Origin of the sequence: Nostoc sp. 'Peltigera membranacea cyanobiont' 232, from assembly GCF_002245985.1 — a bacterium.
GTDB lineage: Bacteria > Cyanobacteriota > Cyanobacteriia > Cyanobacteriales > Nostocaceae > Nostoc.
The window spans coordinates 43,591-60,228 of record NZ_NOLK01000002.1; the positions used below are offsets into that span (position 1 = coordinate 43,591).

Consider the following 16,638-nt stretch of genomic DNA (forward strand, 5'->3'; position numbering starts at 1 on the left):
TGAAAAAAACACAGCGTATTAAGCAGTAGGGCAATTTGATGCTTTGCCAAGTTGTGTTCAGTATGACAGAATTACGTTGAAATGCGGAAGTGCTGTTAAAATTTTTAATTTATCTGACAAAATACAGGAAATTAGGATGAGCGCCAATAAAGCGTACCGGAAGCAGCTTTATCGTCAAGGTGTTAGAGGTTAGAAGCTAATGGGGCGATTCGAGAAGCAACCAGAAAACCCAAGAGTCAGAGGCGAGCTATCTAGAGCAGCAGAAAATGCTCTTTGGGCTGTAGTTGAAGACTTAGAAAATCTTCAGCAGAATGTCCTCAGAGCATTGCAGGAAGACGTAAAGCGGCTTCAGTCAGAAAAAAATCGGTTATCTGATGAGATTCAAAGCTTGGTAGAGGAAAAAGAGCATTTACAACAAGTGCGCCAAATCACTGAGCAACAAGTCTTAATTCGTCAACTAGCAGAAGTTCTGGCAAAGCATATATCTTCACAACTGCAATCCTCTCTGGCAACTTTAGCTAACCAAAGCATAGAGGGTAAGTCTTACGAACAAGCTGCGCTAAAGTCCGCTGAAGTGAGCAGCAACGTAGTAAATGTAGTAGGTGAAATCAATGAAAAAGTCGAACACATGTTTGACAGCCTGGATGACACCGTTACTGTTACTTTTAACTCGCTACAACAGGAGCTAAAAAACTATCAAAGTAATCTTTCCCAACAGTTGTCACGGATGTATAGCCAGCAGCAGCAAGGGGAAACGATTTTGGCGGAGTTTGTTAACCGCCTGCATGGAGAACTAGAAAAAACTATAGAAGAAACTTCACGCAAACCAGCAGCAGGTACACCTACTGTTTTACAGTTTACTCAGCCAGAAAAAAACAGTTCTTTTGAGACATCCCCGCAGCCCTTTGGCGAAGTGGTAAGAAATTCCCCTGAGCCAATTTCCCCGATCCCTAATCAATTTTTAGAAAGAGAAACAACATCAGAGCCTCCCGTTGTTAGAGAAAACGCCACTAACCCAATTTCTGTTCCCATCAAAGACTTGTCGGAAAGGGAAACAACATTAGAACCTCCCGTTGTTAGAGAAAATGCCGCGAACCCGATTTCTGTCTCTATCAAAGACTTGTTGGAAAAAGAGATAACATCAGAGCCTCCCATTGTTAAAGAAAACACCGCGAACCCGATTTCTCTCCCCAGCAAAGACTTGTCGGAAAGAGAAACAACATCAGAGGCTGTTGCTGTTGTTCCTCCACCAAAGGAAAACGCTGCTGAACCCATTTCTGTCCTCAATAAGGATTTGTCAGAAAGCGAAACTACATCAGAGCCTCCTATTGGATCTGTGCCACAGCCGGAAGTAATACAACCTCAACCTTTACGACGGAGAAATGCTGCTGAACCAACTTCTGTTATCCGCAGGGTTTCGCAGAGCAAACCCAAATCGCCACCTTCTACTGCGCTAGAGCCGCAGCCGGAAGCAAAACCTCCAGAATCGCGATCGCCTAATTCCTCCGGCTTTTCGCAGTTGCAAATCGGTTTCTTGTTGATTGTCTTATCGGCAGTGGTATCGTCGCTTTACAACATAGCCATCAAAGTAATTTTCCATGAAGGTTCCCAGATTTTTGGAGTATTAGATGTAGAACGCTTGCTACCGCCGACTTTAGGCAATACTCTGTTAATTTTGACGCTACGGTTTATGGTAGTAGTACCACTGATGGTACTGCTGTCTCCCATATTGCATCCAACACTATGGCAAGACTTAGAAAACTTGGCTGCTTCAGTGCGAGGAAATCCCACAGCTGCTAATACAGCTACCAAGCGGATTTTGCTGTTGTCAGTTGTGAGTGGGTGCTTTTTGTTTTTGTCTCAGGTGCTAATCTACATTGCGATCGCTCAAGTTACAACTGGAATGGCGATCGCACTCTTCTTTATCTATCCAATGGTTAGTGGGCTATTGTCGTGGTTTCTGTTCCGCGATCGCCCCACCACATTCCGCTTCGCTGCGATCGCCGCCATTTGCTGTGGCGAATTGTTGGTTTTAGGAGGTTCTCCCAACACCAGTATGGGTAATAGTTCTATGGGAAGCAGCACCGCCATTCTTTCGGGCGTAGCTTTTGCTGCCTACATAATTCTGACACGGGTATGTGCTAGCAAACTGCATCCTGTGACTTTTACCTTAATTAACTTCGCTACCATGTTGGTGTTGAGCTTTATTTGCTTGATGCTACCTTTACCGAGCAATTGGAACTTGATAGTTTTTGACTCCTCTAAGATGCTAGAACTGGTTTTAAGTGCATTTATCTTGGGTGTGCTGACTCTTGCGGGCTATTTGCTGAACAATGTTGGTATTAGTAAACTAGGTGCTTCGCGATCGGCAATTATCGGTGGTAGCATCCCAGTTTTAACCGTAATTTTCGCTGGGTTAATCATTCAAGAAAATTTAGATATTGTGCAAATTCTGGGAGTGTTGTTAGTAACCTTTGGCGCGGCTGCTTTCAGCCTGGAAACCATGCGAAATCAGGCTAAACCCTCCAGTAACACGAATTAAATGGCAAGTTCAATCAGTTTAGGTGTAATGGGTGCTAGTTTACCTCCTATCACTCTCAGCATCAATCCTGACGCTAATATGCCTACTTGGAACTTCTCTACATCAAAGATCCCCGATTTCTTTTATAAGTCGGGGATCTTTAGTTTTCAAGGATAATTTAGGGCTGTTGTATAGGTGCAGATAAATATAGCGATCGCTCATTTAGGTGCAATACACTTTAACCTCTCTCCGACTCGGCTACGGTATACACACATTTTTGTCCGAGGCGGGATAGAAACGCAGTACGAGATATTAATAAAAATATAAGGCGTACTTCTAGCCCGCATTTCTCACGCATGAGAGAAGGGATTGAACTTGGCAGATTGAACTCTCCCACTAGCGAACCTCACGGGCGAAGTAATAAGTAATAAGTAATAAGTAAGATTCATTACTCATTACTCATTACTTATTTAATTATTGAGATGTGGTGAGAAATCCGGGCTAGGCGTTCCTGATGACTGCGAAATAGAAACGCAATCTAAGAATATGACTGCGGCAAAACTTGTGTGTACACTGTAGCCGAATTGGAGAGAGGCTTTGAATCTTCCTCCCCAATGCTACAAGGCTGTATTCCATAGGATTGAGAACCGCTATAGTTGATGACTTGTAATATATTTTTGGGGATTTAGCCTGATACAGATAGGGAAAACACGTATATATAACCAGTACGAGTAGTACTGACTCAAGCAATTGAGTACGAGTACTTGCCCAAAAAGGAAATTTGCAAGGAGTTAAGACCATTGCAGCACATTTTGGAACTAGGAGATAAAGAAGTAGTAGAAGGGTTTAGAGTAAACCGTTTTTTAAGGTATGTGAATATATGGAGCGATCGCTCATGAAACACCTTGTCTTTTGATTCTACGAAAACCCCTGCGGGTAACGCGAAATTAAAAAAACCTCATTTGCATGTTCTTGAGGTTGGCGAAATGGTATCTTTATTAATGCCTTTGTATACTAGTCAACTTAGTCTGCGTAGGCGTAGCCCACCGTAGGTATCGCCCAGATGCTTAGAGAAAGAGGCTTATTTCGTAGCCTGCGGCGAATTCTCATCCTTTTTCAGCAACAAACTATCTATGCAATTCCAGTTTCTCAAGTATATAAAACAGCAATGTAAAAATATACTTTAAAGTAGTCAATGAATTAGTTAAATCATGAAAATTTAAAATTCTTTCATGAAAAAAATATAATTTCATTGAAAAACAACCTCTAAATAATCATCAGACGGAATGCAATATGTTTTATTATATATATGCCTAGTCACTAATTTCTAGTTTATTAACACGAGCGAAAAAGCATGATAGCTATGCGGTTCAGTCTGAATTAATCGCAGCTTTCTGTGTCAAATTACCAACACAAAAGATAAATTAGACTTAGGTTTAAGAGTCAAAATAGAAATATCATCAAACCTTGATTTAGTCATAATATAAAATATTTAAATTTCAATTATTTATAAACTTTAAAATACATATTTTTATTCCAAAACTAAAAAATGATGGTATGATAAAAGACGATATTTGAAAGAAGAACAGGTATTTTGAAATTGGAATTAATTGCTCTACTTGATGTCTACTATCTTCCCTCAAGCCAACGGCTGACACTGCCGAGACATCACAGGAGGTTATGAACAAAATGATAGTTCCCAACGAGCCATTTGGCTCAACCTCTGAATGTTGCTACACCTGGTAAGCGGTTTCTTTTGAGATTACTCCCAAGGATCTCCAGCCACCTGTGTACTACAAATAATTCACCAAAGCTGAATAAAAACCATCTTTTTTGAGTAACAAATACCCCAGATGAACCGCGCAAACTAGTTTTTACTCCGAGTCGGTATAGTGCCATAATTAGGTGTAAGCAGCTTAACGTTCTTGCTCTTGAAAGATGAGAAAAACCCCAGAAAAGTTAAAGGCTTCGTAGATTATTTGCAACACAGTTGACTTTTGAGAAGTAAACCGCCGTCAAGCTGGACTTGATAATATCTGTAATTTTCCAGGCAGATGCAGAGACAGTTATAGTAACAACGACTGAATCTGCTTGTGTACTAGAAAATATGCGAAAATGGTAGTTTGGGCTACTACCAGTTCTATGGTTATCGCATACTAATATAGTCTGAAGTGAAAAAATCGCTTTCAGCCAGGTGTATACTACCTATTCTCACTCGATTAAAAACTTTGTAAACGTGCTATTCAATTGTCTGTAATATGAGTAACGACATAGATCTGATCAAACGTCTTGACCCCAGTGCGATGGATCAGATCATGCTTTATCTGGCTTTTAGTGCCATGCGGACGAGTGGGCACAGGCATGGGGCATTTTTAGACGCAGCCGCAACAGCAGCAAAGTGTGCAATTTATATGACCTATCTAGAGCAGGGGCAAAACCTGCGAATGACAGGGCATCTGCACCACCTAGAGCCAAAACGCGTAAAAATTATTGTAGAAGAAGTCAGACAGGCGTTAACAGAAGGCAAACTGTTAAAAATGTTGGGTTCTCAAGAACCTCGATATTTGATTCAATTGCCTTACGTCTGGCTAGAAAAGTATCCTTGGCAACCAGGGCGATCGCGCGTACCAGGTACGAGTCTGACAAGTGAAGAGAAAAGACAAATTGAGCAGAAACTGCCAAGTAACTTACCAGATGCCCAGTTAGTTAGCTCTTTTGAGTTTCTAGATTTGATTGAGTTTTTGCATAGGCGATCGCAAGAAGACTTGCCAACCGAACACCAAATGCCTTTGAGTGAAGCTTTGGGTGAGCATATCAAGCGCCGTCTACTCTACTCAGGCACGGTAACACGCATAGATTCTCCTTGGGGAATGCCCTTCTACGCACTTACCCGTCCTTTTTATGCTCCAGCAGACGATCAAGAACGCACTTACATCATGGTAGAAGATACCGCTCGGTATTTCCGCATGATGAAAAATTGGGCAGAACGGCGACGAAATGCCATGCGTTTACTAGAAGAACTTGATATCCTGCCAGAAAAAATGGAGCAAGCTATGGAAGAATTGGATGAAGTTATCCGGGCTTGGGCAGATAAATATCATCAAGACGGTGGTATTGCAGTGGTTTTACAGACGGCTTTTGGTGAAAGAGAAGACTAGTAGCACTACGCACAACTCAAAAAGCTTACTTTATAAGCTTTTCACCCCTTTTATCCCTTGCTTGAAAGTAGGGGGATGGTCGGTCTATTTACATTGTAATACTGTATTAGTAGTACAAAAGTCACAAAACTGCTTGTGACTTTTGTCTTGCAAGTTTTTAGTTTGCATCCTTTGCAAGCAGAAGGCAATTATAGCGGATTTTATATAGATATTTTATTTTGATATGTGAATTAGTATTTTAAATTTCTTTTATTACCTCTTAACTTGGCGCTTTTTGTGCGCTTTGCGGTTCGTTCTCTTAACCCTCAAAACTAATGACATAGACCACCAGTTTTGAGGATTAAGTCCTTATACCATTTCGCTATAGGACTAGTATTTGATTTCTGAAAAAATCTAAGTATGTGTAGGGTGTGTTACGGCTTCCGTAACGCACCAAAACATAAAGGGTGGTGCGTTAAGCCTACGGCATAACACACCCTACGTGTATTTCAAAAATCAAATATCAATCCTATATGAGTATGCACTTAATATTTATTAAACGAACCACCAAGTACGCCAAGGGAGAAGGAGCAATCATTAAGTGCAAGTTTACAGAGAATTGGTATTACTACGAACTTGCTTACCCATAAATTAAAACTTGACAGATTAATAGGGTGGGCGTTTTGATGCCCACCCTATTAATTAACCTATATTCTCAATCAATTACAAAGCACTGGAATTTAATTAGTGCCAGGTTGTGTTGGAACAATCGGTTGCGTTGGAATAGTCGGTTGCGTTGGAAATGGTATAGTGTCGGTACTTGGACTCGATCCCCCAGGAATGATGATCGGCGGTGCAGACGAAGATGAAGCACCAACAATACTATCACTAGCACTGATACAAGTATCTAACGCCTGAGCAGGGGGGAAATCGATTTGACTACGCAAGCCAACCACACACTGCCCAAAACGCACGGGTAACAAGCTACGTCCACAGTAATCTAAAACTGCCGGATTAGCTTCTTCCTTAGTACTTAAGCTCACGCCAACTACACAGGTAGCTAACTCTTCAGGTCGCCGGGCCTTGCCACAAGAATAAAGTGCATCTGTCGCGGCAATTTGGGTTTCCTTCTTGATTTTAACCACACAAGCAGCCAAATCCCTTGGACGCAGTGCTGCTGCACAACCTTGTGATGCCCCTTGTGCTGTTACACCTACGCTCAAAAGGCGACCTGCACAGACACTATAATCATTGCTGTAGGAAGCAGCGATCGCTGGATTGGGTAAAATTGTTGTCAACCATCCAGCTATAGCCAAAACTGGTACTATTAAACTTCTGGAGGTGGAACTGGCTTGTTTGTTCTTACCTCTATTAACCGCTTTATTGCTCATTAACATTGCCATTCTCCAAACACCCAAGGTTATGCTAACTCAAATATTTTAAAAATCCTCTGTAATTCAAGAATTTCAGCGTTAGCAAGGTATAGACATAATTAATTATGCCGGAAATTGTGTTACTATAACTGTTTGAAAGATAAGTAAGCAACGCAAAAAGTATTTCAGAGTAAGAATACTGCGTAAACCAATCTGATGATTGAGTAGCCTACGAAACTAAATAAACACAAAAAACTTATGGGCAGGAGTACGGCGTGACAGGTCGGAATTCAGGCTTGGAGGCTAGTTTGTCGGGTTTACCGATTAAAAGCAACTGGCGCAAAAATCGATGCGTCTACCTTGGTGAGATACGTCTTACCTCGGTAAGCAGCTTCAAAAAACCAAGAATCCCCTGATTAAAAATTAGGGGAGTGTCAAAATGGAATGTTTCGGTAAAGTTTAAACAGGATTAGATTAAGGAAACTCATGTCCCGATATAGAGGGCCCCGCCTCAGAATTGTCCGTCGCTTAGGCGACCTACCAGGATTGACTCGTAAAAGCGCTAGACGCGCTTACCCACCTGGTATGCATGGTCAGAACCGTAAGAAACGCTCTGAATATGCCATCCGTTTAGAAGAAAAGCAAAAGCTCCGCTTCAACTACGGTTTGACTGAAAAACAATTGCTCCGCTATGTGCGAAAAGCCAGACGTGTTACTGGTTCTACCGGACAAGTATTGCTGCAATTGCTAGAAATGCGTTTAGATAATACCGTTTTCCGCTTGGGTATAGCCCCAACTATCCCCGCCGCTCGTCAACTGGTAAATCACGGTCACGTAACTGTTAACGGTCGTGTCGTGAATATTGCCAGCTACCAATGCCGTCCTGGTGAAGTAATTGCAGTCAGGGATCGCGCCCAATCACGGAAGTTGGTGGAAGCTAACTTGCAATATCCCGGTTTGGCAAACCTCCCCAGTCATTTGGAGTTTGACAAAGCTAAGTTGGTTGGTAAAGTCAACAGCGTTATTGAGCGCGAATGGGTGGCATTACAAGTTAATGAACTACTTGTGGTGGAATACTACTCACGACAAGCGTAATAGTCATTTGTCCTTAGTCATCTCTTACAAAGTTCTGATCGGAGGAAACCTCCGCTCAGACTTTGCGCTTTGTCCCTAGTTATTTGCAAAGGACAAATGACAAATGACCAATGACTAACCACCAATTTGTGACATAGTGCGAGTATATGTACCGACAATGCCAGAATCACGCCCTTTAAAGTTAATTTCTGGCTTGATTCCGAGTAAATGCCTCACCTGCTCTTGTAATTGAGCGGTGCTAGTGCCAGAACGCAAAGCAGTTTTTAAATCTATTTGACCAGTTTCATTCAATAAACAAGGACGCAGCCAGCCATCAGCACTCAGGCGCATCCGGTTACAACGATCGCAAAAACATTCCGACATTTGACTGATAAATCCTAGTGTCCCCTTCGCACCAGGAATTTGAAAGACATCAGCCGGGCCAGCGCCACTAACTTGTGATTCTGTCAAGCCCCAGCGATCGCGGATTTGTTGCCGTAAATCGGCTGAAGATACCCAACCGCGATCGCCAAATAAATCCACATTACCAATGGGCATAAATTCGATAAATCGAACGTGCCACTGTTTATCAATTGTTAGGGCGGCTAAATCGAGAACTTCGTGGTCATTAACGCCAGGAATCACCACCACATTCAGCTTCAAAGGGTCGAATCCAACGTGATGGGCAGCTTGAATACCTTGCCAAACTTGTTGCCAACGAGAACGCCCCTGATTTCCAATAATTTGGTCAAAAATATCGGGATCGAGAGAGTCCAGACTAATATTAATTCTTCGCAGACCAGCATTGTAAAGGTTTTGTGCCATCGGAGCCAGCAAAAAACCGTTGGTGGTCATTGAAATGTCTTGAGTTTGGGGAAAAGATGCGATCGCGCCTACCAAATCCACCACACGCGGACGCAATAAGGGTTCGCCCCCAGTCAAACGAAATCGGGTAAAGCCGACTGGAATAAATACCTCTTGAATTAAGGTCAGCAGTTCCTCATCAGTTAATAGCTGTTGCTTGAGAATATAGTCCAGTTCTACTCCCTCTGGCATACAGTATTGACAACGAAAATTGCAGCGATCGATTAAGCTAATGCGGAGGTAGTCTACCTGGTTCATCGTTTTATTTTTATTGTCTCTGATTAATTAAAGACTTTACAGAAGTGGTTTACGGAAGAGGACAAGGGGAAAAAGAAAAACCCCTTGTCCACACGGTTTCAGCAGCCCATGAATTCATTTTTTATGGAATAATAATAAAAATTGTTCCCTTGATAGCTTGCAACAAAGAACTGGACATCAAATTTTTCAGCAGCTTACAGATTTATCTATAGGGTTTTCCCCTCGTCCCCTTCCTACTATTATTTGTTGTAACTCAAAATACCGTACTCCCCCTTAAGTGAGAGACCACAGATTGTGGCATAATAAGCCGATCGCATCCACTAGTTAGTCATCAATCGTGCAAGACACCGACTCCATCAACGACCTTGCTGCTGCTTTACAGCAGCCAGCAGATATCAGCTTTGAACTGCCCGATCCAGAAGATGAACAGATTCTAGAGTCAGATTTTCAACAGCAGCTAGAAATAGCTTGGCAGGTATGCGATCGCTTTGATTTGCAAACTGAAATCTGGCGAGGGCGAATTTTACGCGCGATCCGCGACAGAGAAAAAGTCGGTGGTGACGGACGCGGTACTGGCTTTTTGCGATGGCTAAAAGAGCGGGAAATCAGCAAAAGTCAAGCTTATGCCTGGATTCAACTGGCGAATAGTGCTGATACTCTCATCGAAGACGGTAAACTCGATCCCAGTTCTGTGAACAACTTCAGTAAACGGGCATTTGTTGAAACCTCCAAAGCATCGCCAGAAGTGCAACAAATGGTAAGTGAAGCGGCCCAAAAAGGCGATCGCATCACCAGACGCGAAGTGCGTCAACTCAGCGATGAATGGACAGCCATGTCCTCAGATTTATTACCTGAATCAGTCAGAGAAAAAGCAGCAGATAACACCCTTCCCCCGCGCTACATTGCCCCATTGGTGAAGGAAATGGAAAAACTGCCAGAATCGCACCAAAAGTTTATCCAGAAGGAAATTGCTGCTAACCCTGATGTGGATACTCTGAAACAGGTAACTAGCGAGGCGCGTAACTTAGCAAAATATCTCAAAGGGGCGGCTCAAGTGCAGGCACTGACGCAGGAAAATGTTGATATTGAAACAGCCTTAGAAGAAGCGCAAAGAGTCGGCTGTTTAAGCATTGCTGCTGATTTGGTCAATCAAGCATCGCAAATTGAACAAACGATCGCTAAATTGTACATGACTTGGAAACGGATTGGTAATTTAGCAGATCGATTATATGTAGATACTGGCGCAAGTACACCCAATTTGCGATCGCTCCTGACTTGCTTGGAACCTCTAGGTAGTGAAATCATGGAATTGCAACTTAGTGGTACGACTGAACACACTGTACGTCTGCAAATTCAGGAGACGAGTTAGAGCATAGAGACGCGATTAATAGCTTCTCTACAGGAGTTAGGAGTATTAGTATTTTACTCCAACTCCCCTCACTGGCTTTGAAGACTGTCTTAGCTGCTTCAAAGCTGATGCGGTGCTTGTTGAGATTTAGACTAGCTTTTTGGTTATCCCACTCAAATTCTAAATTTATGACCTTATATAAGGATACTGGCAATGAAATCACAAGTTCGAGACAGTAATTGCGATCGTAATTACTGCAAGGTGACGGGAATTGAAGGTTAATTCAGAGACTGTTTAACTTATCTCAAATTCTAATGAGCAGCGCAAGATGTAGCGGTAAGCGAGGAGTTATGAGGCGATGCAGTGGGAACTTGAGCAACTAAAACCACATTACCATTGGCATCTGTAACCCATCCTTGGGCTTCGACAATTTGAGTAGGTTCATTGACAGAATCAACCTTCTGTGATTTTTCTTCTGTGTTTCGCTGCGCCTGAAGAACCGCTCTTTTCTGAATACCGCCAGCACGATTTTTACTCTCTGGCTGTAGTGCTATCCAATCTGCCAGCACCGCATCATCAGCTATCAATGGCTGGGTGGGATCGGCTACTAGTCCTCCACGCCCAGTGGTAATAAATGAACTCTTAGCTATTTTTCCACCAGAACCACAACCAGCAGCAATTTGCTGGGAAGCATCAACCAGATTTACAGGCAATTCCACTAATCCTTTGCTGGGGTCAGCATCTGGTGAGTTGATTTGGACTGTGCCATTTAATGAAGGGTTTTGCTGAGAAAACGCCGTGATATCACTTGTTCGCAGGTTCTTTGGGTTGATTTCACCTGTTGGGTCAAGTCTCTCTACGTCTGCACGGGTGCGGGGCACAAAACCAAAGATGTTTTTAGTGGTGATTGCAATCTTACCACCAGAGCCAGAGAAGGCATTGGCGGTGATATCGTTATTTCCGAAGGGAGTGGCGATAAGGAAGCCATTAGGTACTTTGATGGTGATGTTGCCGCCATCTCCATCACCCCCTGCATTAGTGGATATTTGACTATTACGGAGCATCAGTAATAAGTCCCGCACCTGTAGCGAAATATTTCCGCCTTTACCTGATTCACTATTAGATGTGAGTATTCCTTTATTGTCTAAAAATATAGACCGAGCATTTACATTTAGTTCGCCTGCTGCTCCTAGATTGCTTACATTCCCCTGATAGATTACACCCTGTGAAAGTTCTGGAAGTTCGCTACTCACAGTTATTGTAGCCCCATCCCGGATAATTAATGTATTTGTATTTATTGTCACTTTCCCTGCATCCCCAGGGCCGTTAGTCAAAGCAAACAAGCCGCTGGGTGTAGTACCATTAGGTGAAATTCCAGTTATTTCTACAGATTTGGAGGCGTTTACAGTCAAATTTCCTCCTTTTCCTGTAGCTGGGAAATATTTGTTAGGATCTGATGATGATAACGTTCCTGAAGATTCTGTTGTTACTCTTGCCCCACCCTGGATACGTAACTTCCCAGTGTTGATCGTTATATCGTCAGCATTTCCAACATCGGAAGTTGCACTAAACAATCCACTGAAGAAAAAATTACTCCCAAAGGAGAAACCACCGATCAAGTCTACAGAATCTGAGGCGTTTACGGTCAATTTTCCTCCTGAACCCAAGCCTCGTAGTCCATTCCCGACTTGCGCTCCATTTCCGACTTGCGATCCATTTCGCACTTGTGCTCCATTCCTGACAATCAACTTCCCTGTTGTAATCGTTAAGTCTCCAGCGTCTCCGGCACCAAAAGTCACAGCCGTCAACGGTGTACCAGGACCAATTAATTCCACAGACTCTGAGCTAGTGAGCGTTAAATTTCCTCCCGATTGGGAACCCAAGGTATTAGCTAAAATCTGTGAGAAACCAGTTAACAGAATGCGCCTACCCTGTACTTGGATATCGCCACTACCTTCACCACTAACATCTACTTGAGATGGCTTTGTAGATCCGTTAGCAGTTCGCTGTATTAGTTGAATGTTCTGAAAATTCTCAACACCTTCATAACCTAAGATCCAACCTTGGTTTGTTGGATTGAGACCGACTAGACTATTGCCAGCAACGCTTCCTAGCTCAATTCGTCCCCCTTTTGCCGTTAAATTTCCACCCGCCAAGGTTATATCACCGCCTACAAGTGCCAAGGTTTTACCTGGCTGGACTTGTAGACCAACGGGAGCTTTTAAGCGATTGGTTGCTTGATTTGGACTAGCTTGGGATTCATTGCGGATGAAACCCGCATTTCCTCCGAATTGTAAACCAGTGGGAACACTTACTGTTAGCAGAGGTATGGTTTTGGGATCTGTGGCACTAAATTTAGTACCATTAGCAAAGTTTAGACTACTCGCTGTACTTGCTACAAATGAACCATTTATGTTTAAGGAAGCATTGGGCCCAAAAATAATCCCGTTAGGATTAATCAAAAACAGATTAGCTTGATTATTAGCTTTAAGGATTCCATCAATATTTGAAATAGATTTACCTGTTACGCGGGTAATAATGTTCTCAATATTTGCGGCGTTATTGAAATAAGCTGCGCTTCCAGTGCGAACAGAAAACTGCTCAAAGCTGTGGAAAAGGTTCGTACCGCGAGTTGCCCCACCATCGATCTGGTCAGTAGGGATGCTACCGATCGGTTTGGGTGTAACAACTGAATTTTCAGCTCCCAAGGTGCGATCCGGTGTAATTTGAGACAAAGCACATCTTCCAGAAAAAGTAATTGCTCCAGTAAATGCCAAAACACTCACTAGCTTTAATTTCCAGTACCAACCGCTTCGGCTCTGATACATCATAGAATTTGCACCTTAATCAATTTACACCGAATATGAAATAAGAAAAAATGTGGGGCAAGCTAAGAAAATAAAAGTTACCAGCTTTGCAATTCAGATTTCCCCGATCGCTAGTATAGACTTGATAAGAGGTTTATCTCATCCGATGGGCAAGTTGCAATTGCAAAGCTTCTATGCCTAAATCTTTATCAATAAGTATGGATTAATAGGATACTGGTAAACTTGTTGAGGTCTTGATGTTTTTATTGACACAATGCGTTGCCCCCGATGGATCTTTTAGCAGTCTGACCAGCAACCATCAGGATTGTTGTCATACGGGCAAGGCTTACGCAATACCATGCACAATTTATGCAATTTTAGGTCTGGAAATGCTTGCAAAAAGCTCTTGGTTTGCTCATGTACACCAACATCATTAGATTGAAGTTGATTTAGGTCGAGTGTACACTCAAGTTTAAGAACATCTTGTGCTGGTATACCGTATTTTTCGAGTACGTTTCTCAAGTTAGAGTTACTCACTATATTTTGCATTTCCTGCTTAATTTCGTCTTTTAACTCCTGTAATGTGCGATCGTCTATGACTGTTGACTGTACTATTGGAGATTCCATAAATTTTGCTCTTCTTGCAGACTGGTAAATGTTTAAACTTATTTTGTGATGTACTAAATTAACGTGAGTTTGATTAGTACAATTTGGCAACGAACGAATCAAGGATACAGAGTCTAGAGTGGCGCGAAAGCATTAAATTTCTAAAGCTCTTGCAAACTCCGATAATTATGACTTCAGCTTGGCTAGTTATAATTACGCATTGCGTAACAAAGCTTCATATATTTTTGCCGGATTTCCTTAAAGCATTGATGAATCTGGCTACTGACCTGAGGAAGAAGCGATACTTTCTCTACGAGATGCTACGCAAACGCCGGGTTACGCCAATGCACCCACAGATGAGTCGAGTACAAGAGGCGGAGCGATCGCTTGTCTGAAGGTTATTACAAAGAAGCGATCGCAAAAAAAACTACCCCTCTCCGCCACCGGAAAGGGGTTAATCACTGCTGAAACTCAGGATTCTTTAATAAGCGTCTTGCAACTCGTAGAAATCAGGCGAGATGTAATCCTTCCGTAAAGGCCAACCCACCCAATCTTCCGGCATTAAAATCTGCTTGAGATTTGGGTGTCCTTCGTAGATAATGCCGTACATATCGTAAGACTCGCGCTCTTGGCATGGGCAAGAAATTGTATTTGACTCTGATATCGGTAAAGAGTAGGTATCGCCTAAATTGTAGGTTGGGTTAAACGAAGTGAAATCCAACATCAGCTTTGCGTGTTGTGAATGAGTAATGTTGGGTTTCGTTCCTCAACCCAACCTACGAATTACTAAGAATTACTACAACTTCCAAATTTCATTATATGCTTTGTGAGACATTGCTTTGCCTCGCTCTTTAATTTCTTCCTCAGTCCATTGAGTAGCATTCAACAAATGCTCATCAAGCGGATAATTTTTATCTTTTAGAATTTCAATCTTCTTCAGGAAATCATAATTTTTTAATTCTTCACTGTTAGTCGTTTTATCTACTAATATTAAATTTCCTATACTACCGACTATTTCTTCGTCTCCTTTAGATTGTGCTAGGAGATGTTCAATACTGGCAGAATTATAATCAATGGGTAGTCCATTAATATTTTGTCCTATGAATTTTTCAAGTATATATTGTATGACTTTTTTATCTCTTTGCTTATTTTTTGTATAAATTAAATCCATAAAATCTACTTCAAATTCATCGAAACTAGGTAGTTTTTCCTTGAGTTTTCTTACTAAATTTGTATTAATTGACTGAATTTTATCTGAGTTTTCAGTATTAGAAAGTTCTTGGGCATATTTGGAATAAAGTGGAGCAATTGATCCAGAAGACCTTTGAGAAGTAATCGAATTAAAAATAAAATGAAAACATTCAATTTTCCATAGTATGGGACGTAATGCCTTCAATGTTATCTTAATTTCTCTATATGCCCTAATAAGAGATAGAATCATTGACGTTTGTTGCTTGACATTAAAAAGACGTAATGCTTTTAACGATTGATAAATACTATTTTTTTCTTCAGGACTCCATTGATGATTATCTGGAGATACAATAGAAACATAATAATCTGAGTTTTTTTGGAATTCTAATAATAGTAAGCGAGATTTATTTTCAGAGTCATTTTTACTAGAAGAATCAATATATTTTTTTATTTCACCAAATAACTGTTTTTGAGTTGTATCACCATACTTAGAAAGCCAATGATGATACAAAAAAGATTCCACAACAGTTTGTTCTAATCCATTATTGTCAAATTTTTCTAAGATGCCATTCCATATCAATTTAAAAGTATCTAATGTTACGTTTGAAGCTCTGAGTTTTTGTAAAAGTAAGTTTTTTACTAAATCAGGTGTTGTAAGGTCTTTGGCTCTAGTATTGAGAGTTTCAAAAATTAAATAGGCATCATCTTCATTATCTAATTGAATAAATACTAGTTTTAAGGAAAGAACTTTTTTTCTTAGAGATTTTAGAGTCTCTAGAATTGGAGATATTCTCTCTTCAAATAAATCATTATAAGGCTCATTGCTATCAACTTTAGGAATTATGGCATACAGTTTCTTATTGATTAATTCAAATGCTGATTTTAGATTTTGTTCTTCATTACCTACATTACATTGTATTTCTGCTTTGTTAAAACTTTGTATGTATCCTTGAAGATAAGGAAAAGATGTCTCAGAATTTAAAACATATTCAGGGATATTATCTATATTAGCTTTTTCAATATATTGATGTACTCCTTTAGCTAAATTTTCATCTCCATAATCAAGAAAAGCATTTCTTATAGCTGCAAGCATTAATGTAATCGTTGTTAACCTTTGTTGACCATCGACTATTCCATAGTATGGTTTTTCTGTTTGATAAACAACCATTGAGCCTATAAAATAATGTTCATAATCTCTAATGACAACATCATCCCAAAAGTTAATAACCTCTTCATCAGTCCATGAATAAGGACGTTGAAATCTGGGTATTTTAAAATAACCTAGAGCAAATATATCCTGAACTTCTTTGTCATTAGCTTCGATTTTCATTGATTTCACATCCTTTATCAAGATAAACATTGTATTGATTAAAATAGTTATAGTCTAGTAACTATTGTTACAAAGTATAATGCACTAACACTTGTTAAGCAGTGTTATAACTATTGTTCCAGAGCGTAT

General features: G+C 40.9%; 10 protein-coding genes and 1 pseudogene. 4 read left to right on the forward strand and 7 right to left on the reverse strand.

Annotated elements, in window-relative coordinates:
- The first annotated feature begins 199 nt into the window (after positions 1-199).
- Positions 200-2,542 carry an EamA family transporter gene (locus tag CDG79_RS01175; protein WP_094339799.1) on the forward strand — a complete coding sequence of 781 codons (2,343 nt, stop codon included), beginning with the start codon at positions 200-202 and terminating at the stop codon, positions 2,540-2,542.
- Between the two features lie 2,237 nt (positions 2,543-4,779).
- Positions 4,780-5,679, forward strand: coding sequence for a heterocyst differentiation master regulator HetR (hetR, locus tag CDG79_RS01185; protein WP_094332006.1), 900 nt, complete (start codon positions 4,780-4,782; stop codon positions 5,677-5,679).
- Positions 5,680-6,398: 719 nt separating this feature from the next.
- Here hetR and CDG79_RS01190 read toward each other — a convergent pair.
- On the reverse strand, positions 6,399-7,049 hold the full coding sequence (locus CDG79_RS01190; RefSeq protein WP_317616565.1) for a hypothetical protein: 651 nt from the start codon (positions 7,047-7,049) through the stop codon (positions 6,399-6,401).
- 468 nt (positions 7,050-7,517) lie between these two features.
- Here CDG79_RS01190 and rpsD point away from each other — a divergent pair, with 468 nt between their 5' ends.
- Positions 7,518-8,126: a 30S ribosomal protein S4 gene (gene rpsD / locus CDG79_RS01195; protein WP_094332004.1), complete on the forward strand. Its 609-nt coding sequence runs from the start codon at positions 7,518-7,520 to the stop codon at positions 8,124-8,126.
- Positions 8,127-8,240: 114 nt separating this feature from the next.
- On the opposite strand, the gene moaA is transcribed toward rpsD, so the two are convergent.
- On the reverse strand, positions 8,241-9,227 hold the full coding sequence (moaA, locus tag CDG79_RS01200) for a GTP 3',8-cyclase MoaA (RefSeq protein WP_094339806.1): 987 nt from the start codon (positions 9,225-9,227) through the stop codon (positions 8,241-8,243).
- A gap of 337 nt (positions 9,228-9,564) precedes the next feature.
- On the opposite strand from moaA, the gene CDG79_RS01205 reads away from it, so the two are divergent.
- Positions 9,565-10,596 (forward strand): hypothetical protein, encoded by a 1,032-nt coding sequence (locus CDG79_RS01205; protein WP_094339808.1) that lies wholly within the window; start codon positions 9,565-9,567, stop codon positions 10,594-10,596.
- Between the two features lie 290 nt (positions 10,597-10,886).
- Here the strand turns inward: CDG79_RS01205 and CDG79_RS01210 are convergent, their stop codons facing one another.
- The 5 genes and pseudogenes from CDG79_RS01210 to CDG79_RS01225 all read right to left on the reverse strand — a co-directional run bounded on the left by CDG79_RS01210 (position 10,887) and on the right by CDG79_RS01225 (position 16,509).
- The gene (locus CDG79_RS01210) at positions 10,887-13,403 is read right to left on the reverse strand and encodes a two-partner secretion domain-containing protein (RefSeq protein ID WP_094339810.1); all 2,517 of its coding nucleotides are present in this window, start codon (positions 13,401-13,403) and stop codon (positions 10,887-10,889) included.
- Positions 13,404-13,679: 276 nt separating this feature from the next.
- Positions 13,680-14,009, reverse strand: a complete 330-nt coding sequence (locus tag CDG79_RS01215) for a hypothetical protein (protein WP_094339812.1) — start codon at positions 14,007-14,009, stop codon at positions 13,680-13,682.
- A gap of 315 nt (positions 14,010-14,324) precedes the next feature.
- Positions 14,325-14,450 carry a hypothetical protein gene (locus CDG79_RS44690; RefSeq protein WP_258169492.1) on the reverse strand — a complete coding sequence of 42 codons (126 nt, stop codon included), beginning with the start codon at positions 14,448-14,450 and terminating at the stop codon, positions 14,325-14,327.
- Between the two features lie 19 nt (positions 14,451-14,469).
- A pseudogene (gene ndhJ / locus CDG79_RS01220) lies at positions 14,470-14,619 on the reverse strand (photosynthetic/respiratory NAD(P)H-quinone oxidoreductase subunit J); the annotation flags it as partial.
- A 165-nt stretch (positions 14,620-14,784) separates the two neighbouring features.
- Positions 14,785-16,509, reverse strand: a complete 1,725-nt coding sequence (locus tag CDG79_RS01225; protein WP_094339814.1) for a DUF262 domain-containing protein — start codon at positions 16,507-16,509, stop codon at positions 14,785-14,787.
- Positions 16,510-16,638 lie beyond the last annotated feature (129 nt).